Source organism: Bosea sp. 29B (genome assembly GCF_902506165.1).
Classification (GTDB): Bacteria; Pseudomonadota; Alphaproteobacteria; order Rhizobiales; family Beijerinckiaceae; genus Allobosea.
The window spans coordinates 1,170,670-1,195,351 of record NZ_LR733817.1; the positions used below are offsets into that span (position 1 = coordinate 1,170,670).

Consider the following 24,682-nt stretch of genomic DNA (forward strand, 5'->3'; position numbering starts at 1 on the left):
ACATGACCAGCTCCCAGCGCGACTATCTCCCGCTTGCCTTCGCCGCCATCGGCCTCGCCATCCTGCCTTCGCTGATGCACACGGTCGGGCTCGGCACCACCTCGGCGACCGAGGTCGTCGTCTTCGCCATCGCCTGCATGGCACTCAACGTACTGGTCGGCACGACGGGCCTGGTCTCCTTCGGCCATGGCGCCTGGTTCGGCATCGCCGCCTATGCCGCCGGCCTGATCCAGCGCAACTGGCTCCCCGGCCAGTTCGCTTTGCCGATCCTGCTCGCGGTCGCGCTCGTCGCCCTGATCGCCTTCGCCTTCGGCGCGCTGATCCTGCGCCGCCGCGGCGTCTATTTCTCGCTGCTGACGCTGGCGCTCGCCGCCATGATCTATTCGGTCGCCTTCCGCTGGACCTCGGTCACCGGCGGCGAGGACGGGCTCGGCGGCATCAAGCGCCCGCTCTTCGCCGGCATCGATTTCGAGACCGCCCTGCCCTTCTACATGCTGGTCGCGACCATCGGCTTCGCCGTGGTCTACGGCCTCTGGCGCTTCCATCGCTCGCCGGTCGGCACCGTCCTCGTCGCGATCCGCGAGAACGAGCAGCGCGCCCGGTTCCTCGGCTATGCCACCACCCGCTACAAGCTCGTCGCCTTCACCGTCTCGGCGGCGCTGACCGGCTTGGCCGGCACGCTCCTCCTCTTCAACAACCGCATGACCTCGGCCGAGCCGATCTCGGTCGCCTTCTCCGGCGAATTGCTGGCGATGGTGGTGATCGGCGGCATGCGCTCCTTCCTCGGGCCGGCGCTAGGCGCGCTCTTCTTCGTCGTCTTCCGCGATCTTCTCTCCAGCGTCACCGAGAACTGGCTGTTCTGGTTCGGCCTGCTCTTCGTCGCCTTCATCGTCTTCTCGCCGGACGGTCTCGTCGGTGTCGGCCAGCGCCTGCTGAAGCCCTTCCGCAAGCAGGCGGCCGAGGATGCGGCGATGTCGGCCCGCAAGGCCGGCGCGGTCGAGCTCCCCGCCTTCATGAAGCCGCAGGATGCCGGCGACGGCACGATCTTGACCGCGACCGGCCTCGCCAAGAGCTTCGGCGGCATCAAGGCGGTCGAGAACGTCGATATCGCCATGCGCGACCGCAAGCTGCATGCGCTGATTGGCCCGAATGGCGCCGGCAAGACCACCGCCTTCAACCTGATCTCCGGCCTGTTCAAGCCGGACCGTGGCGAGGTCCGCCTGCGCGAGCGCAATGTCGCCGGCCTCTCGCCGGAAGCGATTACGCGAGCCGGCATCGGCCGAGCCTTCCAGATCACCAATCTCTTCCCGGCGCTTTCGGTCGCCGAGAATGTCCGCCTCGCCGTGCAGGCGCGGGCGCCCGAACGCTTCGGCCTCTGGCAGGCGGCTGGCGGCCTGGAGCAGGTCAATGACGAAACCCGTCAGGTCATCTCGACCATGGGCCTCTCCGGCATCGAGCAGGCGGAGGCCGGCTCCCTCAGCTATGGCGGCCAGCGCCTGCTCGACATGTCCTTGGCGCTCGCGACCAGCCCGCGCATCTTGCTCCTCGACGAGCCGCTCGCCGGTCTCGCCGCGGCCGAGCGCGAGCGCGTCGGCAACCTGATCAAGTCGATCTCGACCGATCTGCCGGTGCTCCTGGTCGAGCACGACATCGACCGCGTCTTCGCCATCGCCGACCATGTCACGGTGATGAACGAGGGCTCGGTGCTGGTCGACGGCACGGTCGAGGATGCACGCTCCTCACCCAGGGTGCAGGAGGTCTATATCGGCTCCGGCGCCCATGCGTTGGCCGAGAAGCCGCGCGAGAGCGCCGCCGGCGACAAGGTCCTGCTCGGCCTCGATCAGGTCGACACCTTCTACGGCAAGAGCCACATCCTGCGGCAGGTCAGCTTCGGCGTGCATGAGAACGAGATCGTCGCCTTGCTCGGCCGCAACGGCGCCGGCAAATCGACTTTGCTCAAGACCATCACCGGCATCGCCCCGCCTGCGTCCGGCACGATCAGCTTGGCGGGCAGCGATATCGCCCGCCTGCCTCCGGCCCAGATCGCCCGCGCCGGCGTGGCTTACGTCCCGCAGGGGCGCGGCCTCTTCGCCGGCATGAGCGTCAAGGACAATATGGAGCTCGGCCGCCTGCGCCGCCGCACCGGCAACGGCACACATTGGGAGGACGAAAAGATCTTCGCCTTCTTCCCGCGCATCAGGGAGCGCTGGCAGTCACCGGCCGATTATCTCTCTGGCGGCGAGCAGCAGATGGTCGCGGTGGCGCGCGCCCTCTCCGGCGACACCAAGGTGCTCCTGCTCGACGAGCCCTTCGAGGGCCTGGCCCCGGCGGTGGTCGAGGAGTTGTTCGAGGCCTTCGACAAGCTGCGCAAGGAGATCGCCATCGTCATCGTCGACCACCATCTCGACCTGGCGCTGGCGCTCTCCGACCGCACCGTCGTCCTCGAGCGCGGCCAGGTCACCCATATCGGCCCCTCGCGAGCGCTGAGCCAGGATCTGGCCTTGCGGCGGCAGGTGCTGTGGCTGTGATGGAATCCCGTAGCGCGTCATGCTCGGGCGTAGACCCGAACATCTCTTTCAGGAGATTTTCGGGTCTGCGCTTCGCTTCGCCCGAGAATGACGGCGGTTGCTCTCGCCCTCACGCTCCCACTCGGAACTCTCCCGCATGACCAAGATCGCCATCGTCGGCTCGGGCCTGATCGGCCGCGCCTGGGCCACCGTCTTTGCCAGCCATGGCTTCGAGGTCGCGCTGCACGATGTGAAGCCGGAGGCGGCCAAGGCCGCCCGCAGCCATATCGGCAAGAACCTCAAGGAGCTCGCCGGCCACGGCCTGGTCGATGATCCCCAGGGCTCGCTCGCCCGCATCCGCGTCGCCAAGGACCTCGCAGATGCGCTGAAGGGCGTCGCGCTGGTGCAGGAGAACGGGCCGGAGACGGTCGAAGCCAAGCGCGAGCTGTTCGCGCAGATGGACGCGCTGGCGCCGGCCTCGGCGATCCTGGCCTCCTCGACCTCCTTCATCATGGCCTCGACCTTCTCGGAGGAGCTGAAGGGCCGGGCCCGCTGCCTCGTCGCCCATCCGGTCAACCCGCCGCATCTGGTGCCGATCGTCGAGCTCGCGCCGGCGCCCTGGACCGATCCCAAGGTCGTCGCCAAGGCCAAGCGCATCTATGAGCAGGCCGGGCAGGTCGCCATCACCTTGCGTAAGGAAAAGCCCGGCTTCGTGCTCAACCGCCTGCAGGCGGTGCTGCTGGCCGAGGCCTTCCGCCTCGTCGGCGAAGGCGTCGCCAGCGCCGAGGATGTCGACAAGACCATCCGCGACGGGCTCGGCCTGCGCTGGTCGTTCATGGGCCCGTTCGAGACGATCGAGCTCAATGCGCCCGGCGGGATCCCCGACTATTGTTCGCGCTATTCCGACTCGCTCGACCGCATGGTCAAATCCTCGGAAGGGCTCGGCAACCCGTTCAAGCCCGAGACGGTCGCCGAGGTCATGCGCGAATGGCGCGGCGCGCAGGAAGCCGGCCGCGTCAAGCGCCTCAGCGACTGGCGCGACAGCCGCCTCGCCGCTTTGCAGGCGCATAAGCGCGCCGCGAAGCGCAAGCCGGCGTGAGTTTCAAAGATTTAGGGATCAGCGAAGGACTTAATCGCATGGCCAAGAACCGCAAAGTCATCATCACCTGCGCCGTCACCGGCGCGATCCACACCCCCTCGATGTCGCCCTATCTGCCGGTGACTCCGGAGGAGATCATCGACGCCGCCGTCGGCGCGGCCGAGGCCGGCGCAGCGCTGGTCCATGTCCATGCCCGCAACCCCAAGACCGGCCAGCCCGACCAGTCGCCGGAAGCGTTCGAGCCCTTCCTCAAGGTGATCAAGCAGCGCTCGAACTGCGTCATCAACATCACCACCGGCGGCGCCCCGACCATGCTGGTCGAGGAGCGGCTGCAGCCCTGCGCCCATTTCAAGCCCGAGGTCGCCTCGCTCAACATGGGCTCGATGAATTTCGGGCTCTACCCGATGCTGAACCGCTTCAAGGAGTTCAAGCATGACTGGGAGCGGCCCTATCTGGAAGGCTCGAACGACCGCGTCTTCAAGAACACCTTCAAGGACATCGAGAACATCCTGACGACGTGCGCCGAGAACGGCACGCGCTTCGAGATCGAGTGCTACGACATCGGCCATCTCTATACGCTGGCGCATTTCGTCGATCGCGGGCTGGTCAAGCCGCCCTTCTTCGTCCAGTCGGTCTTCGGCCTGCTCGGCGGCATCGGCCCGCATCCCGAGGATGTCGCGCATATGAAGCGCACGGCCGACCGGCTCTTCGGCGACGACTATCACTGGTCGGTGCTCGGCGCCGGCCGCCACCAGCTTCCGATCGCGGCGATGGCGGTCGCGATGGGCGGCAATTTGCGCGTCGGCCTCGAGGATTCGCTCTGGCTCGGCCCGGGCCAGCTCGCCAAGTCGAACGCCGACCAGGTCCGCGCCGCGCGCAAGATCATCGAGGGCCTCGGCCTGGAGATCGCCACCCCGGACGATGCCCGCGAGCAGCTCCAGCTCAAGGGCGCCGACAAGGTCGCGTTCTGAAATTGCGTGCACCCGCCTCCGGTGAGCTTGGCTCATCGGAGGCCGAACGATAAACCTCGCGGCCGACCCCAAGCGAACCGGGCCGGCCGCGTAGCCAATGCAGACCTTCACCTTCATCCTGATCCTGGTCATGGCCGTGGTGGCCTCGCAGCCGCTGACCCGGCTGCTCAGGGTCATCCCGCTGCCGATCATCCAGATCGCGCTCGGCGCCGCCCTCGCCTGGCCGACCGCCGGCTTCCATCCTCATATCGAGCCGGAGCTATTCCTCCTGCTCTTCATCGCCCCGTTGCTCTTCGCCGACGCCTGGGAGGCGCCGAAGCGCGAATACCGCAAGCTGCTCCGGCCGATCCTGTCGCTCGCCTTCGGCCTGGTCTTCTTCACCACGCTTTTCTGCGGGCTCGCTCTGCACTGGCTGGTGCCGTCCATGCCGCTGCCGGTCGCTTTTGCACTCGCCGCCGTGCTCTCGCCAACCGATGCGGTCGCCGTCTCCGCCATCGTCGACAAGGAGACCGTGCCGAAGAATCTGATGCACATTCTCGAAGGGGAATCCCTGCTCAACGATGCATCAGGCCTGGTGATTTTCCGCTTCGCCGCCGCGGCTGCCCTGACCGGCAGCTTCTCGCTCTGGCAGACCTCGCTCGCCTTCCTCCTGGCCGTCGCCGGCGGCGTCGCCGCGGGTTTGCTCGCGGTCGTCGTCGTGTCCTGGGCGCTGAAGCTGCTGGCGAAGTTCGACCGGATCGCGCCGGAAGCGCAGGTGCTGATCGTGATGTTCCTGCCCTTCGCTGCCTTCCTGGCCGCGGAAGCCATCCATGCTTCCGGCGTGCTCGCTGCCGTCGTCGCCGGCCTGACGGTCGGACGCACGCGCACCGCCAACCAGCTCAGCGTCTCCGCCTATATGCTGGCCCACTCCTTCTGGACGATGCTCGCCTTTCTCCTCAATGGCGCGATCTTCGTGCTGCTCGGCCTGCAATTGCCGGCGATCATCCGCACCGTCCCGCCGGCACTCATTGATACGCACTGGCTCTGGCAGCCGCTCGGTATCATCGTCGCACTGACGCTCTGCCTGATCCTGCTGCGCTTTATCTGGATCACGGTCGCCATCGCGCTGAGCCGCGTCATCAGCCGGCGCCTACGCCTGGAGCAATTCCACACCACGCTGCGCACGCGGCTGGCCGGTTCGGTCGCCGGCGTGCGCGGCGCGGTCACGCTCGCCGGCGTGCTGTCATTCCCGGTGCTGGCGCTCGACGGCTCGCCCTTCCCCGGGCGCGACGTCGCGATCTTCCTGGCCGCTGGCGTGATCCTGCTCTGGCTGGCGATCGCCAGCCTCGGCCTGCCGCCGATCGTGCGCGGGCTGGCGGCCGGCCATGGCGCCATCCACGCCACCGAATTGCGGCGGGCGCGGATCACGGCGACCGAAGCTGCGATCGCGCGACTGGAGGGCGTCGCCCATCGCGGCGGCACCGATGGCGCCGCGACCGTCGACCAGGCCGTGGCGGAGGGGCTGATCGCGACCTATCGGCGCCGCCTTGCTTTACTCGACGACGGCCAGACGCCGCGCGAGGAGGCCGTGGCGCTGCAGCGCTCGGAAAGCACCCTGCGGCAGACTGCCTTGGCGGCGGAGCGCGAGGCCTTGCGCGGCCTGCTCAGGAGCGGCGAGATCGACGATACGACCTTCAACGCGCTGGCGCACGAGCTCGTCCTGCACGACGTGCTCGCCGAGTCGAAAGCAAGGTCGCACTGACCGCCAGCGTCAGGTCCGCGTGGCCAGGATGAACAGGCGCGGGAAGCGCAGCAGCACCTTGCCGTCAGGCTCGATCGGATAAGCCTTGGCGATCTTCTCGCGATAGCTGGCGAGGAACGCCTCGCGCTCATCGACCGGCAGCGGGTCGATATAGGGCTTCAGGCCCGTGCTCTTGAACCACTCGACGATCGCGTCGTGCCCGGCGAGCGCATGGACATAGGTCGTCTGCCAGATGTCGACCTCGCAGCCGGCCTCCATCAGCCAGCGCCGGTAATCCGAGAACGAGCCGATCACCGCCTTCGACGCCCGCGCATTGGCGAGGCGAGCCGCCCACGGCCCTTCGGCCGCGGCCTCGTCCATCGAGACATGCGAGGGCTCGCTGAGATTGTTCGGCATCTGCACCGCGAGCACCCCGCCCGGCGCCAGCGACCCGGCCAATCGGGCGAACAGGGCCGGATGGTCTGGAATCCATTGCAGCGCCGCATTGGCGAAGATCAGATCGTAGCGCCCCTGCGCCGACCAGCTCTCCAGATCGGCCAGGGTGAAGGACAGCTGCGGCAGGCGCTTGCGCGCCTTCTCCAGCATGTCCGGCGAAGAATCCAAGCCCTCGACCGCCGCGTTCGGGAAGCGTGCGGCGACCAGCTCGGTGCTGTTGCCCGGCCCGCAGCCGAGATCGATGCAAAGCTGCGGATCGGCAAGGCGAACCCGCTGGATCAGGTCGAGCGGCGGGCGCGTCCGCTCGTCCTCGAAGCGCAGATACTGGTTCGCATCCCAGTCGACCTTGCCCGTCATCGCGCCTGCTCCGTTCGTCCGTCTGGCGCGACGGCCTACGCCTCTACAGCGAGCGCATCAAGCCGCCATCGACGCGCAGGTTCTGGCCGGTGATATAGCCGGCGCCATCCGAGGCGAGGAAGGCGATCGTCGCGGCGATCTCCTCGCTGGTTCCGTAGCGCTGCATCGGCACGCCGGCGCGCCGCTCCTCGGTCGCCGGCAGCGAGTCGATCCAGCCGGGCAGGACATTGTTCATGCGCACGTTCTGGGCCGCATACTGATCGGCGAAGAGCTTGGTGTAGGCGGCGAGCCCGGCGCGGAACACCGCCGAGGTCGGGAAATTGGCGGCCGGCTCGAAGGCCCAGGCAGTCGAGATGTTGACGATCGCGCCTGATTTCTGCGCCGCCATCACCGGCGCGACCAGCCGGGTCGGCCGGATCACGTTCATCAGGTAGACGTCAAGCCCTGTATGCCATTGCTCGTCGGTGATCTCGGTGATGGGCGCGCGCGGGCCGTGGCCGGCGCTGTTGACCAGCACGTCGATGCGGCCGAAGCGCGCCATCGTCTCGTCGACCAGCCGCTTCAGGTCGTCGTTCGACTGGTTCGAGCCGGTGACGCCGAAGCCGCCGAGCTCCTTGGCCAGCGCCTCACCCTTGCCCGAGGAGGACAGGATCGCGACCTTGAAGCCATCCTGCGCCAGCCGCTTCGCCGCGGCCGCACCCATGCCGCTGCCACCAGCGGTAACAACAGCGACTTTTTCTCCTGCCATAGGACGCTCCATCATTCTGCGAAGGACATGTGACGCCGCAGGTGGCAGCGCTCATTATGGCCTTTCTCGCATTCGCCGCGTAAGCTCACCAGTCAGTTGGCCAACATCGTATCGATAGAAAAACTACTGCATGATCGAGCCGCAGCAACGCCTGCCGTCGCTCAATGCGCTGCGCGCCTTCGAGGCGGCAGCGCGGCATCTCAATTTCCGTGCCGCGGCCGATGAGCTTGGTGTCACCCAGGGCGCGGTCGCCCAGCATGTCCGTGGCCTTGAGACCGAGTTACGCCTAAAGCTGTTCGAGCGCCAGCCGCGCCAGCTCGCCCTGACCAGCGCCGGCCGCAGCTATGCAACCCATGTCGCCCGCGCCTTCGCTTTGCTGGCCGAGGCGACCGACACCCTGCGCCCGCAGCCCTTGCGCCTGACGATCAGCGCGACGCCGAGCATCGCGGCCAAATGGCTGGTGCCGCGCCTGCCGAACTTCACCGCCGCCCATCCGCAGCTCGAACTCAACATCCTCGCCAGCGATGCGCTCGCCAATTTCCAGTCGGATGGCGTCGATATCGCCATCCGCCAGGGCCGCCCGCCCTTCGGTCCCGGCCTGACCGCCGATCTGCTGTTCGAGCACGAGATCGTCGCGATCTGCCAGCCTGCCCTGTGCCCCAGCGAGGACGAGTTGGCACGCCTGCCTCTGCTGCGCGACGGACACGATCTCTGGCCGGAGTTCTTCGAGCGCGCGCTCGGGCGATCCATGCCGCTGGCGATCCGCAGCACGCGCTTCAACCAGACCGCGCTCGCGATCGATGCCGCGATCGCCGGTCAGGGCATCGCGCTGGCCAGCCGTTTCCTGGTCGAGCCCGACCTTGCCGCCGGCCGCCTCGCCCTTGCGACGACAGCCGGCATGCGCGGCGGCCTCGACTTCTACGTGGTCAGCGCCCGCAAACCGCGGCACACCGAGCAAACCACACTGGTCAGGACATGGCTGCTCGCACAGCGCGGCTGAGCTGAGAGATCAACCTGCCGAGACGAAGGTATCCTTGAGCCAGGCCTGCCATCTCGGCTCGTTCTCGGCGACACGTTTGTCGGCATCGTCGCCATAGAAGAACAGGCTGGCGCTGACATTGACCTTACCGCCCATCTGGTAGCTGCCGATCAGCGCGACACCGTCATCTGAGCGCAGCAGCACATGGCGCTGCTTCCGGTTCTGCTCGGTCTGCTCGATCGTGCCGGCGAAGGCTTGCGGCACGGCCGCCAGTTCGCGCCGCTCACCAACATTGGCTCCGGCAAGGCCAAGCGTCTCGGTCAGCTCCGTCCATACGGCGAGATGCTCGCCTTCGGTCACCCGCATCGCCTGGAAGGAAGCGCCTTTCAGACCGACAAAATGGCTGAGATACAGCCGCAGCACCGCGAAGAAGCTGGGCCAGCCGCCTTCGAACCCTTCGACCTGATCGTCCCAGTCATCGCTCGAGGCAAAGAGCGAGTGCACCATCCTGACCAGGCATTGGCCGCCGGAGCGGCTGGTGATGGTGATCTCGGTCGCGATCGGCGGGGCCTTCTCGCCCCATTCGTACTCGGTGTAGCCGAAGCGGTGCGGCGGCTCCCAGAGGTTGATCTCGCCGGTCGAGCTCATCTCCGGCCCGAAATTAAAGCTGAGCTTGCCGCCGACCCGTTCCTCGATCGTGGTGCGGGTGAACCAGGCGGCATTGCCCGGCCCGGTCGCCATCGCCTGCCAGACCTGCTCGGGCGTACCGGGAACAAGCACTTCCATCTCGACCCAGCGCTTGCCGGTTCCATCCTTCTTGATCGGCATGACTCTGATCCTTTCAGGAATTGGTCGCCTCGGGCGCCGGATAGGCGCAGACCACGAGGCGATGCGAGCGCCCGCCGGGCGCACTCTCGTCGTGATAGCGAGCGGCGAGCCCGGCCACGGCCTCGCTCAGCTCGCGGGTGAAGGCGGCACGCTCGGCCGCCGAGCGAAAGCGGATGACACTGTCGAGCGAGAGCGTGGCCAACCGCTTCTCCTGCCGGCGTGCCTCGTTCCAGAGCCCCCCGACCTCGCGCACGATCCTGGCTGCGAGCGCGATCAGGTAGCTCGCCGAGAGCCGGTCGCGGTTGCGCTCGGGATCGGCCCCGAGCGAACCCAGCGCCGCCGGCGAGACGACGAAGGACGCGGCGCTCGCCACCAGCAAGCGCTCGGTCAGCCCGCCCCAGTGCCGCTCGCCCGCCGGCGCGACCAGCTGGTGCTCCTCAAGCGCACGCAAATGGTAGTTGACCTTCTGCCGCGTCAGTCCGACCCGCCCAGCGAGCGCCGCCGCCGAGGCCGGCTCCGACAATTCGGCCAGAATCCGGCGCTTGACTGGATCGAGCGCCACGGCGGCGCGAACGGGATCGTCGATGACATCGAGGTCAAGCATGACCCGAAGCTCTCATTGACAGATTTTTTTGTCAATGAATCGCAGCAACAGCCGAAAGAAGCCGCTTGCAACATACCAACTGACTGGTATGTTTATACCATGCCACGCCCCACCAAACAGTCCCCTGAACGCGGCAATGCCCGCATCCGCCTGCTCGAAGCGGCGCGCGACGTCATCCGCGCCAAGGGCTTCGCCGCCACCAGCGTCGACGAGCTCTGCCGCGCCGCCGATGTCACCAAAGGCGCCTTCTTCCATCATTTCGCCAGCAAGGAGGCGCTCGGCGTCGCCGCTGCCGAGTTCTGGACGCAGGAAGTCACGCCCTTCTTCGCGGCCGCGCCTTATCATCAGCCGGCCGAGGCCCTCGACCGCGTCCTCGCCTATGTCGCCTTCCGCAAGGCGATCATCGCCGGAGACCTCTACGAGTTCACCTGCCTGGTCGGGACGATGGCGCAAGAGGTCCATGCCAGCGCACCCGACATCCGCGACGCCTGCGGCCGCAGCATCTTCGGCCATGCCGCGACGCTGGAGGCCGATATCGAGCAGGCGCGCCGCGACCACGGCATCACCACGACCGGGTGGACGGCTGAAAGCCTCGCCCGGCACACCCAGGCCGTGCTGCAGGGCGGCTTCGTCCTCGCCAAGGCCGGCAATGATCCCGATCTGGCGCGCGAAAGCCTCGATCATCTCGATCGCTACATCCGCCATCTCTTCCACGTCGCCGAGAAGCGCGCAGCATGAGCCAGTCCATGACGATCGGCTGCGCCTGCGGCCATACCCGACTGAGGGTCCAGGGCGCCCCCATCCTCGTTTCGGAATGCCTGTGCGACAGCTGCCGGGCCGCCGCGGCGCGGCTCGCCAAGCTGCCCGGCGGCAGCGACATCCTCACCTCATATGGCGCGACGCCGTCGGCCGAGTACCGCAAGGACCGGGTCGAGATCGTTGCGGGCGCGGAGAACCTGCGCGAGTTCCGGCTGAAGCCCGATGCCGGCTCGCGCCGCGTCGTCGCGACCTGCTGCAACACGCCGGTCTTCCTTGAGATGAAGGGCGCGCATTGGCTCAGCCTCTACACGCATCTCTGGCCTGAAGACGCCCGGCCGAAGCCGGAATTGCGGACCATGACGGGCGACCTGCCCGACGCCTCCGCCCTGCCGGCCGACATCCCGAACCTCAAGACCCACACGGTATCCTTCTACGCCAAGCTGCTCGGCGCCTGGATCGCCATGGGCTTCCGCAATCCGACAATCACGACAGCGGGGACGATCGATGCCTGACGACAAGATCGAGATCGAGAACGTCAACAAGCCCGGCAAGTCCGAGCGGGTCGACCGCGGCAAGTACCTGGCGATGCGCAAGGCTTTGCTCGCCGCGCTGCCTGACGAAGCGCCCGGTCTGACCGTGCCGGATGCGAAGGAAGCGCTGTTGCCGCTCCTCCCGGACAATCTCTTCCCGCAGGGCGCCACGGCCGGCTGGTGGCTGAAAGCCGTCCAGCTCGACCTCGAAGCCAAGGGCGTGATCAGGCGCGCGCCGCGCAAGCCGGTGCATCTCTACCGGCTCGCGACGAGCTGACCTCAACCCGTCTCGGCGAACGCCGTCGCCAGCGCGGCGGCCGCCTCGTCGAGCTCGGCCGTCTCATGCGCGGCGCTGACCTGCAGACGCAGCCGCGCCTCGCCTTGCGCCACGATCGGAAAGGACACCGCCGGGGCGAAGACGCCGGCCCGTGTCAGCCGCGTGGTCATCGCCCGCGCCCGCTCCTCGCCGCCGATCTTCACGGCGGTGATGGCGCTGTCGCTGTCGTGGCAGGCGAGAGCATAGAAGCGCAGCGCCTCGCGTAAGTGAGCGACATTGCGCCAGAGCCGCTCGCACGGGCCGGGGTCATTACGGCAGATCTTCAGGGCCGTCAGCGCCGTCGCGGCGTTCGCCGTCGTCATCCCCATGGTGAAGATCCAGCTGCGCGATTGCGTCTTGAGCTTCTCGACCAGCGCGCGCGGGCCGGCGACAAAGCCGCCGCTCGCCCCGCCCAGCGCCTTCGACAACGAGCCGGTCAGCAGCATGTCGGGCGCACCATTGGTAAGGCCGCAGAGCGGCGCGGTGCCGGCGCCACCCGGCCCGACCACGCCGGTCGCATGCGCCTCGTCGATCATCAGCAGCGCATCGAACTCGCGCGCCAGCGCCTGGATCTCCGGTAGCGGCGCCGCGCCGCCCTCCATGCTGAAGATGCCGTCGGTGACGATCAGCCGGCGCTTAGCCCGCCTCGTCCCTTCCAGCGCCCGCCGCAGACCAGCGATGTTGCGGTTCTCATAGGTCTCGACCTCGGCCCGGCTGAGCCGGCAGCCATCGATGATGCTGGCATGGTTCAGCCGGTCGGAGATGATGACGTCGCCGGCGCCGACCAATGTCGTCAGCACCCCGCCATTGGCGCTACCGCCGGAGGAGAACAGCACCACCGCCTCGACGCCGAGGAAGGAGGCGAGGTTCTCCGCCAGCGCCTCGTGCAATGGCGTCGTCGCGAAGACCGGGTAGATTCCCGTACCGCTGCCGTAGAGCCGCAAGGCCTCGTTGGTCGCCGCCAACACACGCTCATCGGTCGAGAGGCCGAGATAGTCGTTGGCGCCGAGCATGATCGTGTCGACGCCGTCGAGCAGGATGCGCCCGCCGCGGCGGCGCTCGATCACCCTGCGGGCGGGGACATGCGCGTTCATGGCGTGACCTTCGGCAAGGCGTTGGCGACAAGGTTCTGCCAGTAGCGCAGAACATGCGGAACGATGCCGTCATTGAAGACATAACGGTCGCCGTGCAGGCCTTCGCCGGGGCCGACCTCGCCGGCACCGATCCAGGCATAGCAACCGCTCGCGGCGCGGATCATGAAGGCGAAGTCCTCGCAGCCCAGGCTCGGCTTGAACTCGGTCGACACGTTCTCCGACCCGACAGCTGCGGCGGCAGCCCGCGCCGCCAGCGCCGCCGCCTCCACGGTGTTGATCACCGGCGGATAGCCGCGCTTGTAATCGAGCGTCGCGGTGACGCCGTGCGACGCGGCGACACCATCAGCGATCTCGCCGATGAGCCTCTCGCACAGATCGGACAGCGCCGGGTCGAAGAAGCGGCAGGTGCCCTGCAGCCAGATTTCCTTCGGCACGATGTTGCCGACATTGCCGCCATGGACCTGCGTCAGGCTGACCACGATCGGCGTCTGCGGGTCGACGCCGCGCGAGACGATGCGCTGCACGCTCTGGATGAAGGCCCCGGCGGCGAGGATCGGGTCGTCGCCGAGATGCGGCATGGCGACATGGGCGCCGAGGCCGGAAAAGCGCAGTTCGAAATTGTCGACCGCAGCCATCTGCGCCCCGCCGCGGGCCGCGATCGTGCCGAAGGGCACGCCCGGCCAGTTGTGCACGGCATAGACCGCCTCGACCGGGAAGCGCTCGAACAGCCCGGCCTCGATCATCCGCATGCTGCCTCCTTCGTTCTCCTCGGCCGGCTGGAAGATGAAGTGGACGGTGCCGTCGAAATCCGGGGTCTCGCTGAGCAGCTTCGCCGCTCCGAGCAGCATGGCGCTGTGGCCGTCATGGCCGCAGGCATGCATTACGCCCTCCGTCTTCGAGGCGTAGGGCAGTCCGGTACGCTCGATCACCGGTAGCGCGTCGAGCTCGGCGCGCAGGCCGATGGCGCGCTTGCCGGAGCCCGAGCGCAGCGTACCCACGACGCCGGTGCCGCCGATGCCTTCCTGCACCTCGAGCCCGAAGGAGCGCAGCTTCTCGGCGACGAAGCGGGCGGTCTCGACCTCCTGGAAGCCGAGCTCGGGATTGGCGTGGATGTGATGGCGCCAAGCGACGACCTCTGGCGTCAGCTTGGCGATCGGGTCATTGTGCAGCATGGTTCTCTCCTGTCCATGCCCCAGGATTAGGAGAGCAGGCAGGGCAACGTCTTGAACCAGATTGACCGATGAACGTGCCGCAGCAGGAGAGTCAGAAATTCTGGCGCCACGCCGCCTTCCGAGAGCTCGGCCTGCTCGCAGCGCGCTTTCGCGAGCATCGCTACGATCGCCACACCCATGAAGGCTATGTCATCGCGCTGATCACCGAGGGCTGCGAGCGCGTGCGCGTTGGCCGGCAGGAGGTGCTGGCGCCGGCCGGATCGGTGCTCGTCGTCAATCCCGAGGAATGGCATGACGGGCAGGCCGGCGCCGAGCAGGGCTGGGCCTATCGCACCTTCTACCCTTCCGTGGCGCTCCTCTCGGAGGTCGCGGCCGAGCTTGGGCAGGCGCAGACGCCGCTGTTCCCGCAGGTTCTACTCGACGACCCCAGCCTTTCCCGACTGCTCGCCGCCGCCCATGCGGAATCGACCTCGGCGGATGCGACCCGCGCCGAAGCCTCGCTATTGGCTGCGCTGCGCCGCCTGATCCTCTGGCATGGCGACGCCGACCGCCCGGCCGAACCGCTCAATCGCTCAGGCGCACAACGCCGCTTCGCGCGCTATGAGGAGATGATCGAAGCAGGGCTCGCTGGCGAGATCGACCTGCAGGCGCTCGCCGCGGCTGCAGGCGTCACCCGCTTCCAGGTCATCCGCGATTTCAAGAAGCTGACCGGCTCGACGCCGGCCATCTTCATCCGCGACCGCCGCCTGCGCCGTGCCAACCGGCTGATCCAAGAGGGGCTGAGCCTGGCGGACGCCGCCTTCGCCGCCGGCTTTTCCGACCAGAGCCATCTCTCGCGCAGCTTCCGCGCCGTGCACGGCATCACGCCCGGCATGTTCCGCAAGGCGGGCTGAGGCGTCTGATCACTCAGAACTTGTAGGCGAGGCTGGCGCGCACCGCATGCGCGGAGGGCTCGTGCTCGACGGTGCGGCCAAGATAGGCGCCACCCCCGACATGGTCGAAGCGGCCATAGTCGGTGTAGCGGTAGTCGAGGCCGAGGATCAGATTGTCGGTCAGGGCGTAATCGACGCCGCCGCCGACCGTCCAGCCGGTCCTGGAGGAATTGATCGTCTCGGTCAGGCCCGCAAGCGGGCTGACATAGGCATATTCGAGCTTGGTGAACGCGACGCCGCCGGTGGCGTAGATCATGATCCGGTCGAGGCTGTAGCCGAGGCGGGCGCGCACCGAGCCCTGCCAGTCCTGCCGGACGCGAACCGTGCCGCCGAGATCGCCCTTCCCTTCGGCGGCATTCATGCCCTCGATGTCGCCCTCGACGCCGACCACGATCGCGCCGAACTGGTAGTTGAAGCCGAGGCGGGCGCCGCCGATGAAGGAGGACGGGCTGTAGTCGAAGGAGCGGCCGAGCGGCACGCGGCCGGCGGTCGCGAATTCACTCGCCCGGTCGGAGCCCCAGGAATAGCCGACCTGGCCGCCGACATAGACGCCGCTCCAGTTGTAGAAGGTCGGCAGTTCCGGCGCCGGCGGCAGCACGCCCCTGCCACGCAGATCGGCCGCCAGGGAGGCTCCGGCGCTGAGCAGGGCGATGGTTGCGACGGCGGCTTTCAGCAGGGTCTTCATCAAGATCTCGGCTCGAACGACGGCTGCGGCCAAGGAGAATCCGGCCGGCGCCGTGGTGGCGATGGGAACGCGATTATGAAATTGTTAAGGTTAACGAACCTCTAAGCGGCTTCGTCGCGAGTACCGGGCCGGAACGAAAACCTCCGCCACGACGTTGGCAGCGCGACGGAGCCGTTTAAGATCGGCGGCCTTCGACCGGAGCGCCCATGGCCTATTTCAAGCGACTGACAGGCGCTGCCGGACTCGCCGCCGTCGTCGCCGGCTATGTCCATGGCCTGGTCTCGCGCCGGATCGGCGAGCCCTTGCGCCAGGCGAGACGCGGACGCGGGGCCAGGAGCCCAATCACCCTACCCTGGCGCGGCTGGAAGGACGTGCTGCTGCGCTTCGCCGCCCGCATCCAGGAGGCGCGGGTGCTCTCGCTCGCCGGCGCCGTCGCCTTCTTTACCCTGCTCTCGCTGGTGCCGGCGCTGTCGCTGCTGGTGACGCTCTACGGCATGCTGACCGACCCGGCGACGATCGTCGGCCAGCTCGACGACGTCACCATCGTCTTTCCGCTGGCGGCGCGCGAACTGATCCGCGAGCAGGCGATCAGGCTGGCGAGCCAAGGCGCCGCCAATCTCTCCGTCACCTTCCTGATCAGCTTCCTCGTCGCAGTCTGGAGCGCCAATGCCGCGATGAAGGCGGTCTTCGATGCGCTCAACATCATCTATGGCGTGCGCGAGCGCCGCGGCTTCATCCGCCTCAACCTGGTCTCGCTCGGCACGACGTTGAGCGCCCTCGTCGTGCTGATCCTGGCCCTGTCGCTGATCGCGAGCCTGCCGGTGGTGAGCGCGCTCTTCCCCTTCGGCCATGAGCTTGAAGTGCTGATCCGCTGGCTGCGCTGGCCGGCCTTCTTTCTCGTCGGCATCACCGCGATCGGCTGCCTGTACTGGATCGGCCCGAGCCGCAAGCCGCCGCGCTTCGCCTGGGTCCTGCCAGGCGCCATCGCCGCGGCGCTGCTCTGGGTCGCGACCTCCGTCGGCTTCTCCTGGTATGTCAGCACGCTCGGCCGCTACACTGCGACTTATGGCTCGCTCGCGACCATCGTCGTGTTCATGACCTGGCTCTGGCTCTCGGCGACGATCGTGCTCTCCGGGGCCGAGCTCAATGCCGAGCTGGAGCATCAGAGCCGCCATGGCTCGGCGCCCGCGCCGGTGACGCAACTCAGCCGCAACGCGCCGGGCGGACGCTGAGCTCGCGACTGGAGCATGATGCCACAGCCGCACCCGCTTGACCTCGGCTTCAAGCGCAGCATCTGCTGATCGCCACGTCAGGCCCTTGCCCGGCCAGCCAAACGGATATGCCCATGATCACCGCGACCCGCATCCACCTCACCATCGCCATGCTGATGGGACTGTCAGGCGTGACGCTGCTCGCAGCTGGCACGCATTCCGGCGCCTCCGACAACGTCCAGATCGCCGGGCAGATGCTGCTCTTCCACGCGCCCGCGGTGATCGCAACCTGCGCCGCGCGCCGCGCCGAATTGCTCGCCGACTGGCCGGCACGGCTCGCGATCTCGCTGCTGATCCTCGGCGTCGCGCTGTTTTCGGCCGACCTCGCCATGCGCGGCTTCCATGGTGAGCGGCTCTTCCTCGGCGCTGCGCCCGCCGGCGGCTTCATGATGCTCGGCGGCTGGCTCGGGCTCGCCCTTGCAGCTCTGTTCTCCAAGCGCGCCTGACCGGCATCGGCACGCTTTCGCAGCCTTTCGTCTTCAGTTAGAACGCGGCGCGGCGCGGCTGCCTCCCTGCGCCTTCGCGGAGCCTGCCGATGAACGCCCCTCACAATCTCACGCCCTCGCAAGCCGCCGAACTGCTCGTCCAGGCGCTGCCGCACATGCAGCGCTACGACCAGGAGGTGATCGTCATCAAGTATGGCGGCAACGCCATGGGCGACGCCGCCACCGCCGAGGATTTCGCCGAGGACGTGGTGCTGCTCGAGCAGTCCGGCCTGAAGCCGGTGGTCTGCCATGGCGGCGGCCCGCAGATCGCCCGCATGCTCGACAAGCTCGGCATCAAGTCCGAGTTCAAGCAGGGCCTGCGCGTCACCGACGCCGCCACCGTCGACGTGGTCGAGATGGTCCTGGCCGGCTCGGTCAACAAGGAGATCGTCGGCTACATCTCGCGCGAGGGCGGCAAGGCGATCGGCCTCTGCGGCAAGGACGGCAACATGGTGCTCGCCCGGAAGGCGACCCGCACCATCGTCGACCCCGATTCGAAGATCGAGCAGGTGCTCGACCTCGGCTTCGTCGGCGAGCCCGAGACGGTCGACACCACCGTGCTCAAGGCGATCCTCAAGGAAGAGCTGATCCCGGTGCTGGCGCCGGTCTGCGCCGCCGCCGACGGCCAGACCTACAACGTCAACGCCGACACCTTCGCCGGCGCGATCGCCGGGGCGCTCGGCGCCAAGCGCCTGCTGCTGCTCACCGACGTGCCGGGCGTGCTCGACAAGGACAAGAATCTGATCCCGGAGCTCACCATCGAGCAATGCCGGCGCCTGATCGCCGACGGCACCATCTCCGGCGGCATGATCCCGAAGATCGAGACCTGCATCTACGCGCTGGAAAAGGGCGTCGAGGCTGTGGTCATTCTCGACGGCAAGGTTCCGCATGCCGCGCTGATCGAGCTCTTCACCGATACCGGCTCGGGCACGATCATCCGGAAGTGAAGGTGGCCGTCATTCTCGGGCGAAGCGCAGCGCAGACCCGAGAATCTCAGGACGAGAAGGCGCCGATCAACGCCCTTTCGGCAAGAGATGCTCGGGTCAAGCCCGAGCATGAAGCGCTCTTGATCGTCGCAAGGACTTTGCAAGCATCTTGCATGTCATGATGGTCAGCCCCACATGACATGCCCCAATGAACCAGAACGCATCAATCACCACCGCCGTTCCGCTCCTGCCGGAGCAGGCGGCGTTCGGCCATGTCGACCACTGGATCTTCGACCTCGACAACACGCTTTATTCGCATGAGGCGCAGGTCTGGCCACAGGTCAACGAGCGGATCAGCCTGTACCTGCTCGAGCTCTTCGGTCTCGACGGCCTCTCCTCGCACGAGCTGCGCCGCTATTATTACGAGCGCTATGGCACCACGCTGAAAGGCTTGATGGAGGAACACGGCGTCGATCCCGACGATTTCCTCGCCTTCGCCCACGACATCGACCTCACGATGCTCGATCCCAATCCCGATCTCGGCGCGGCGATCGCCGCCCTGCCCGGCCGCAAGCTGATCCTGACCAATGGCTCGCGCGGCCATGCCGAGAACGTCGCCGGCAAGCTTGGGATCCTCCACCATTTCGAGGACATCTTCGACATCGTCGAGGCCGGCTTCCTGCCCAAGCCCGAGCGCGCCACCTACGAGAACTTCCTCGCCAAGCATGCGGTCGATCCGGCCCGGGCGGCGATGTTCGAGGACATCGACAAGAACCTGATCGTGCCGAACGACCTCGGCATGAAGACGGTGCTGATCGTGCCGCGCACGACCGATCCCTTCCGCGACGCCTCGGAGCAGGCCGTGGTCGAAGCCGCTCACGTCCATTTCGTCACCGATGACCTGACTGGGTTCCTCAAGCCGCTGATGCGGCCTGAACTCCCCCCGTTTCCGGTTGCTAAATAGGACAGTGTCATACCGGGCGACCGAAGGGAGACCCGGGATCCATTCCTGAACGTCTTTCGGAAAGGTTCCGGAATGAGTCCCGGATCGGCGCCGCTTCGCGGCTTGTCCGGGACGACTTCCACAAGGTCTAGGCGTAACGCTCCGCCGCAAGCCCATGCGCCCGGCGCAGACTCGTGAGATCGAGGCCTGGAATCTCGCCATCGATCACCCGCCAGCGGCCGCCGACCATGACGCGGTCGGCCCGGTTGGCGCCGCACAGCACCAGCGCCGCGATCGGGTCATGCGCGCCCGAGAAACGCAGCTCGTCGAGCCGATAGAAGGCAAGATCAGCCTGCATGCCGGGCGCGATCCGGCCGATATCGGAACGCCCCAGGCAGCGTGCAGAGCCTTCCGTCGCCCAGCGGATCGTATCGCGTGCCGTCACTGCGCTGGCGCTCTTGTAATGCAGCCGGTTGACCAGCAGCGCGTGGCGCAATTCCTCCATCAGGTTCGAGCCGTCATTGCTGGCCGAACCGTCGACGCCGAGGCCAACCGGTGCGCCGGCCGCCTCCAGCTCGCGCGTCTTGCAGAAGCCGGAAGCGAGCATGCCGTTCGAGGTCGGGCAATGGCAGACGCCGACTCCGGCCTTGCCCAATCGCTCGCATTCCTCGCAGGAGAAGTGGATGCCGTGCGCCAGCCAGGTCTTCGGCCGCAACCAGCCGGCTTCCTCCAGCAGGTCGAGCGGGCGCTTGCCATAGACCTCCAGGCAATACGCGTCCTCGTCCTGCGTCTCGGCGAGATGAGTATGCAGCGGCGCATCGAAGCGCGTCGCGAGCTCGGCCGAGGCCGCCATCAGCGAGGTCGTCACCGAGAAGGGCGAGCAGGGCGCGAGCGCGATCTGCACCATGCTGCCGGGCTTGGGATCATGGAACAGGCCGAGCACCCGCTCGCAATCGGCGAGGATGGTGTCCTCGTCCTGCACGACCTCGTCGGGCGGCAGGCCGCCATCCTTCTGCGACAGGTTCATCGAGCCACGCGAGATGGTGACGCGGATGCCGAGCGCCCGCGCCTCCTCGACGGCGATGTCGACGGCGTTCTCCAGCCCGGCCGGATAGAGGTAGTGGTGGTCGGCCGCCGTCGTGCAACCCGACAGCATCAGCTCGACCAGCGCGGCACGCATCGCGAGGCGCAGATCCTCCGGCCGTAAGCGCGCCCAGAGCGGATAGAGCGCCTTCAACCAGGGAAAGAGCTCGCGGTCGATCGCGGCCGGATGAGCCCGGGTCAGCGTCTGGTAGAAATGGTGGTGGGTGTTGATCAAGCCGGGCAGCACGACATGGCCGGAGGCATCGAAGCTCTCTGTCACCGGCAGGGCCGGGTAGGCACCGCTCGCGACCAGCTCGACGATCATTCCGTCCTCGACCACCACCCCGCCCCCGGCATTCCCAGCGAGGATGGCGAGCGGGTTCCTGATCCAGATGCGCATGGTGGGTCCGGCGCTTAGTGATTCTCTTGGAATGTCATAGGCTTGCCTGGTGGCCAAGGCCAGTCCGGCAGGCTGGGTCTTCTGGATGAGGTTTTTGCGTGCTCCGGCGCAAAAACACACGCCCAGGGTGAGCCCCGGACGACTGTTCGCGCCCGCCATCTTTCAATAAGCTGTTGGCAAGGCGGCCGGCGGAATTTCCTCCGCGAGGCTTCCGGTCCAACAGGGGAAAACGTTCGCCTTGCGAGGCGAAGCGTGGCTCAAGGAGAGATTCCATGAAGAAATTGTTGCTGGCGACGCTGTCGGCCTCGGCGCTGATGGCGGCGCAGCCGCTGGCCGCCAAGACGCTGGTCTATTGCTCGGAAGGCAGCCCGGAGAATTTCGCGCCGAGCGTCAACACCACCGGCACGTCCTTCGACGCCAACACCCAGATCTACGACACCATCGTCCAGTTCGAGCGCGGCGGCGTCAAGGTTCAGCCCGCCCTGGCGGAGAAGTGGGACGTCTCGCCGGATGGCCTGACCTACACGCTCCACCTGCGCAAGAACGTGAAGTGGCATTCGAACAAGAACTTCAAGCCGACGCGCGACTTCAACGCCGACGACGTGATGTTCATGTTCGAGCGGCAGTGGAAGGAAGCCAATCCCTATTACAAGGTGACCAGCTCGAACCACTCCTACTTCAACGACATGGGCATGCCCAAGCTGCTGAAGTCGGTCGAAAAGGTCGACGACTACACCGTCAAGATCACGCTGAACCAGCCTGAGGCGCCCTTCCTCGCCGACCTCGCCATGCAATATGCCGGCGTGCAGTCGAAGGAATACGCCGATGCGATGCTGAAGGCCGGCACGCCCGAGAAGCTCGACCAGGAGCCGGTCGGCACCGGCGCGTTCTATCTGGTGCAGTACCAGAAGGACGCGATCATCCGCTACAAGGCCTTCCCCGAATACTGGGCCGGCAAGGCCAAGATCGACGACCTGATCTTCGCGATCACGCCGGACGCCTCGGTCCGCTGGGCCAAGCTGCAGAAGGGCGAGTGCCATGTCATGCCCTATCCGAACCCCGCCGATCTCGACGCCATCAAGAAGGACGCCAATGTCCAGATCCTGGAGCAGCCAGGCCTGAACATCGGCTATCTCGCCTACAACACCACCAAGAAGCCCTTCGACGACGTCAAGGTCCGCCGCGCCGTCAACAAGGCGATCAACAAGAAGGCGATCATCGACGCCGTCTATCTCTCCAGCGGCGTCGCGGCGACCAACCCGATCCCGCCGACCATGTGGTCCTATAACGAGACCATCAAGGACGATCCCTATGATCCGGAGGCGGCCAAGAAGGAGCTGGCCGATGCCGGCTACCCGAACGGGCTGGAGATCGACCTCTGGGCAATGCCGGTGCAGCGTCCCTACAACCCCAACGCCAAGCGCATCGCCGAACTGATGCAGGCGGACCTCGCCAAGGTCGGCGTCAAGGCCGAGATCAAGACCTTCGAATGGGGCGAGTATCGCAAGCGCCTGCAGGCGGGCGAGCACCAGACCGGCATGTTCGGCTGGACCGGCGACAATGGCGATCCGGACAACTTCCTGCACACGCTGCTCGGCTGCGACGCCTCCAAGAACAATGGCGGCAACGTCGCAAAGTTCTGCTACCAGCCCTTCGACGAGCTGGTGACGAAGGCCAAGACGATCACCGACCAGGCCGAGCGCGAGAAGCTCTATCGGCAGGCGCAGGTGATCTTCAAGGAGCAAGCGCCCTGGTTCACCATCGCCCATGCGGTCCAGCTCAAGCCGGTCCGCAAGGAAGTGATCGACTTCAAGCTCTCGCCGTTCAGCCGCCACGTCTTCTACGGCGTCGACATCAAGTAAGCTCGGCAACCGAGCCTACCCATCATCCGTGCCGGGTGCCGGCACGGATGATGCTTGCCAATCGGCGCGGCCCACGCGGGCCGCGCCCTTCCCGGGCCGGAAGACGACGGGGCATGAGGCTTCGCGCCCGATCCGGCCGCTGCCTGCCCCCGAGAGATCGCCATGTCCCGATCCGCCCGCCCCCTTACCCTGGCCCTCGGCCTCGGCGCCCTGCTGCTGCCCGCCATCGCAAATGCCCAGGCGCTCGTCGTCTGCTCGGAAGCCAGCCCCGACTTCCTCAATCCGCAGTTCAGCAGCCAGAACACCGCCTATGACGTCGCGGCGCAGATCTATGAGCGCCTGACGGCGACTGAGCGCGGCGGCTCGCAGATCATCCCGAGCCTGGCCGAGTCATGGACGATCTCGGATGACGCGCTGACCTACACCTTCAAGCTGCGCAAGGGCGTGAAATGGCACGCCAGCAAGAGCTTCACCCCGACGCGCGAGTTCAACGCAGACGACGTGCTGTTCTCGTTCAACCGCATGCTCGACGCCAACCACCCCTACGCCAAGGTCGGCAGCGGCAATTACCAGTTCTTCGGCGAGATCGTGAAGCCGAGCCTGAAGGCGGTCGAGAAGGTCGACGACTACACCGTCCGGATCGTCCTGACCAAGCCGAACGCGCCGCTGCTCTCGGCACTCTCGGTCGAGCCGATGTCGGTCCTCTCGGCCGAATACGCGGCAGCGATGAGCAAGGCCGGCACGCCCGAGCAGATCGACTTCGCCCCGATCGGCACCGGCCCGTTCTCGCTGCTCTCCTATCAGAAGGACGCGGTGATCCGCTTCAAGGCGGTGCCGGACCACTGGACCAAGGCCGCCGGCGACCGCGACCGCATGGCGCTGGTCAACGACCTGATCTTCGTGATCACCCCCGACGCCGCCGTCCGCTTCGCCAAGGTCCGCTCCGGCGAATGCCAGATCGCCCGCTACCCCAATCCCGGCGACCTGGCCGCGATGAAGACCGAACCGACTATCAACGTGCTGCAGGGCAGCATCGCCGATCAGAGCTTCCTCGCCTTCAACCAGCAGAAGAAGCCCTTCGGCGACAAGCGCGTGCGCGAGGCACTGGCCTATGCTGTCAACATCCCGGCGATCATCGACGCCGTCTACCAGGGCACCGGCAAGCCGACCGCCTCGGCGGTTCCGCCCTCGCTCTGGTCGCATGACGCCGACCTCAAGCCGCGGCCCTATGATCCGGAGAAGGCCAAGGCTCTGCTCAAGGAGGCCGGCTATCCCGACGGCTTCGAGACGACGCTCTGGGCCATCCCCGTCGTGCGCGCCTACATGCCGAACGGCCGCCGCGCCGCAGAATTGATCCAGGCCGATTGGGCCAGGATCGGCGTCAAGGCGACGATCCAGACCTTCGAATGGGGCGAATACCTCAAGCGCGGCCGCGCCGGCGAGCACGAGGTCGGCATGTTCGGCTACACCTGGGACTATCCCGATCCGAGCCAGATCCTGCTCACCGGCTGGACCTGCGAAGGCGTGGCGACCGGCGCCAACCGGGCGCGCTGGTGCAACAAGGAGGCTTCGGACGCTCTCGCCAAGGCCAGCACCATCACCGACCAGGCCGAGCGCAGCAAACTCTACAAGCGCTTCCAGGAAATCTTCCATGAAGATGTCGCCGGCCTGCTCTTCGCCAACGCCCAGGCTTTCACGCCGGTGCGCAAGGAGGTGAAGGACTACAAGATCCATTTCTTCGGCGGGCAGCCATTCGTCGGCGTCTCGATCGGCAAATAAATCTCTGCGCCGAATAATCCCGGCGCCGGCATGGCAATCATTGCTTTGCCGGCGCTAGGTCTGTCCCTAATATTGCGCTGTATGACGCGAGTGTTTTTCGAGTCTTGCGTCGAGCGCAGGCGCCAATCTGTTTCCTGACCCTGGCGATCCACCGATTTTGTGGCCGCGTTCTTGAT

23 protein-coding genes are annotated in these 24,682 nt (G+C 66.8%); 15 read left to right on the forward strand and 8 right to left on the reverse strand.

Features of this window, described 5'->3' with window-relative positions:
- Positions 1-2: 2 nt before the first annotated feature.
- The 4 genes from GV161_RS05680 to GV161_RS05695 all read left to right on the forward strand — a co-directional run bounded on the left by GV161_RS05680 (position 3) and on the right by GV161_RS05695 (position 6,318).
- A complete protein-coding gene (locus GV161_RS05680) occupies positions 3-2,528 on the forward strand; it encodes a branched-chain amino acid ABC transporter ATP-binding protein/permease (protein WP_152015623.1) in 2,526 nt (841 codons plus the stop codon).
- A gap of 136 nt (positions 2,529-2,664) precedes the next feature.
- Positions 2,665-3,606 (forward strand): 3-hydroxyacyl-CoA dehydrogenase, encoded by a 942-nt coding sequence (locus GV161_RS05685; protein WP_152015622.1) that lies wholly within the window; start codon positions 2,665-2,667, stop codon positions 3,604-3,606.
- Between the two features lie 38 nt (positions 3,607-3,644).
- On the forward strand, positions 3,645-4,577 hold the full coding sequence (locus tag GV161_RS05690) for a 3-keto-5-aminohexanoate cleavage protein (protein ID WP_152015621.1): 933 nt from the start codon (positions 3,645-3,647) through the stop codon (positions 4,575-4,577).
- 97 nt (positions 4,578-4,674) lie between these two features.
- Positions 4,675-6,318, forward strand: coding sequence for a Na+/H+ antiporter (locus tag GV161_RS05695; RefSeq protein WP_152015620.1), 1,644 nt, complete (start codon positions 4,675-4,677; stop codon positions 6,316-6,318).
- Positions 6,319-6,327: 9 nt separating this feature from the next.
- Here the strand turns inward: GV161_RS05695 and tam are convergent, their stop codons facing one another.
- Both tam and GV161_RS05705 read right to left on the reverse strand, forming a co-directional pair.
- The gene (gene tam, locus GV161_RS05700; protein WP_152015619.1) at positions 6,328-7,110 is read right to left on the reverse strand and encodes a trans-aconitate 2-methyltransferase; all 783 of its coding nucleotides are present in this window, start codon (positions 7,108-7,110) and stop codon (positions 6,328-6,330) included.
- A 43-nt stretch (positions 7,111-7,153) separates the two neighbouring features.
- On the reverse strand, positions 7,154-7,858 hold the full coding sequence (locus GV161_RS05705; RefSeq protein ID WP_152015618.1) for an SDR family oxidoreductase: 705 nt from the start codon (positions 7,856-7,858) through the stop codon (positions 7,154-7,156).
- 130 nt (positions 7,859-7,988) lie between these two features.
- On the opposite strand from GV161_RS05705, the gene GV161_RS05710 reads away from it, so the two are divergent.
- On the forward strand, positions 7,989-8,858 hold the full coding sequence (locus GV161_RS05710; protein ID WP_152015617.1) for a LysR substrate-binding domain-containing protein: 870 nt from the start codon (positions 7,989-7,991) through the stop codon (positions 8,856-8,858).
- A gap of 9 nt (positions 8,859-8,867) precedes the next feature.
- Here GV161_RS05710 and GV161_RS05715 read toward each other — a convergent pair whose 3' ends face one another.
- Positions 8,868-9,665: an SRPBCC domain-containing protein gene (locus GV161_RS05715; RefSeq protein ID WP_152015616.1), complete on the reverse strand. Its 798-nt coding sequence runs from the start codon at positions 9,663-9,665 to the stop codon at positions 8,868-8,870.
- A gap of 13 nt (positions 9,666-9,678) precedes the next feature.
- Positions 9,679-10,269, reverse strand: coding sequence for a helix-turn-helix domain-containing protein (locus tag GV161_RS05720; RefSeq protein ID WP_152015615.1), 591 nt, complete (start codon positions 10,267-10,269; stop codon positions 9,679-9,681).
- A 99-nt stretch (positions 10,270-10,368) separates the two neighbouring features.
- Between GV161_RS05720 and GV161_RS05725 the strand changes: the two genes are divergently transcribed.
- From GV161_RS05725 to GV161_RS05735, 3 genes are read left to right on the forward strand one after another with little or no spacing between them, the layout of a single operon-like run.
- Entirely contained in the window at positions 10,369-11,007 is a 639-nt protein-coding gene (locus tag GV161_RS05725; RefSeq protein WP_152015614.1) for a TetR/AcrR family transcriptional regulator, read from the forward strand.
- Positions 11,004-11,540 (forward strand): DUF6151 family protein, encoded by a 537-nt coding sequence (locus tag GV161_RS05730; protein WP_152015613.1) that lies wholly within the window; start codon positions 11,004-11,006, stop codon positions 11,538-11,540. The genes GV161_RS05725 and GV161_RS05730 overlap by 4 nt, the downstream gene beginning before the upstream one ends.
- The gene (locus GV161_RS05735; protein WP_152015612.1) at positions 11,533-11,835 is read left to right on the forward strand and encodes a hypothetical protein; all 303 of its coding nucleotides are present in this window, start codon (positions 11,533-11,535) and stop codon (positions 11,833-11,835) included. The genes GV161_RS05730 and GV161_RS05735 overlap by 8 nt, the downstream gene beginning before the upstream one ends.
- Positions 11,836-11,837: 2 nt before the next feature.
- Here the strand turns inward: GV161_RS05735 and GV161_RS05740 are convergent, their stop codons facing one another.
- A complete protein-coding gene (locus tag GV161_RS05740; RefSeq protein WP_152015611.1) occupies positions 11,838-12,968 on the reverse strand; it encodes an aminotransferase class I/II-fold pyridoxal phosphate-dependent enzyme in 1,131 nt (376 codons plus the stop codon).
- Entirely contained in the window at positions 12,965-14,140 is a 1,176-nt protein-coding gene (locus GV161_RS05745; RefSeq protein WP_152015610.1) for a M20 aminoacylase family protein, read from the reverse strand. The genes GV161_RS05740 and GV161_RS05745 overlap by 4 nt, the downstream gene beginning before the upstream one ends.
- A 68-nt stretch (positions 14,141-14,208) precedes the next feature.
- Between GV161_RS05745 and GV161_RS05750 the strand changes: the two genes are divergently transcribed.
- Entirely contained in the window at positions 14,209-15,033 is an 825-nt protein-coding gene (locus GV161_RS05750) for an AraC family transcriptional regulator (RefSeq protein ID WP_244624162.1), read from the forward strand.
- A gap of 13 nt (positions 15,034-15,046) precedes the next feature.
- Here the strand turns inward: GV161_RS05750 and GV161_RS05755 are convergent, their stop codons facing one another.
- Positions 15,047-15,757, reverse strand: coding sequence for an outer membrane protein (locus GV161_RS05755; protein WP_152015609.1), 711 nt, complete (start codon positions 15,755-15,757; stop codon positions 15,047-15,049).
- 206 nt (positions 15,758-15,963) lie between these two features.
- On the opposite strand from GV161_RS05755, the gene GV161_RS05760 reads away from it, so the two are divergent.
- The 4 genes from GV161_RS05760 (at position 15,964) to GV161_RS05775 (ending at position 19,403) form a co-directional block, all read left to right on the forward strand.
- On the forward strand, positions 15,964-16,989 hold the full coding sequence (locus GV161_RS05760) for a YihY/virulence factor BrkB family protein (protein WP_152015608.1): 1,026 nt from the start codon (positions 15,964-15,966) through the stop codon (positions 16,987-16,989).
- A gap of 113 nt (positions 16,990-17,102) precedes the next feature.
- Positions 17,103-17,474, forward strand: a complete 372-nt coding sequence (locus GV161_RS05765; RefSeq protein WP_159650169.1) for a DUF423 domain-containing protein — start codon at positions 17,103-17,105, stop codon at positions 17,472-17,474.
- Positions 17,475-17,563: 89 nt separating this feature from the next.
- The gene (argB, locus tag GV161_RS05770; RefSeq protein WP_152015606.1) at positions 17,564-18,460 is read left to right on the forward strand and encodes an acetylglutamate kinase; all 897 of its coding nucleotides are present in this window, start codon (positions 17,564-17,566) and stop codon (positions 18,458-18,460) included.
- A 187-nt stretch (positions 18,461-18,647) separates the two neighbouring features.
- On the forward strand, positions 18,648-19,403 hold the full coding sequence (locus GV161_RS05775; RefSeq protein WP_152015605.1) for a pyrimidine 5'-nucleotidase: 756 nt from the start codon (positions 18,648-18,650) through the stop codon (positions 19,401-19,403).
- A gap of 127 nt (positions 19,404-19,530) precedes the next feature.
- On the opposite strand, the gene GV161_RS05780 is transcribed toward GV161_RS05775, so the two are convergent.
- Positions 19,531-20,865: an 8-oxoguanine deaminase gene (locus GV161_RS05780; protein ID WP_152015604.1), complete on the reverse strand. Its 1,335-nt coding sequence runs from the start codon at positions 20,863-20,865 to the stop codon at positions 19,531-19,533.
- Between the two features lie 272 nt (positions 20,866-21,137).
- Between GV161_RS05780 and GV161_RS05785 the strand changes: the two genes are divergently transcribed.
- Both GV161_RS05785 and GV161_RS05790 read left to right on the forward strand, forming a co-directional pair.
- Positions 21,138-22,727, forward strand: a complete 1,590-nt coding sequence (locus GV161_RS05785; RefSeq protein WP_152015603.1) for an ABC transporter substrate-binding protein — start codon at positions 21,138-21,140, stop codon at positions 22,725-22,727.
- Positions 22,728-22,889: 162 nt separating this feature from the next.
- Complete coding sequence (locus GV161_RS05790) at positions 22,890-24,506, forward strand: ABC transporter substrate-binding protein (RefSeq protein ID WP_152015602.1); 1,617 nt, start codon at positions 22,890-22,892, stop codon at positions 24,504-24,506.
- Positions 24,507-24,682: the final 176 nt, after the last annotated feature.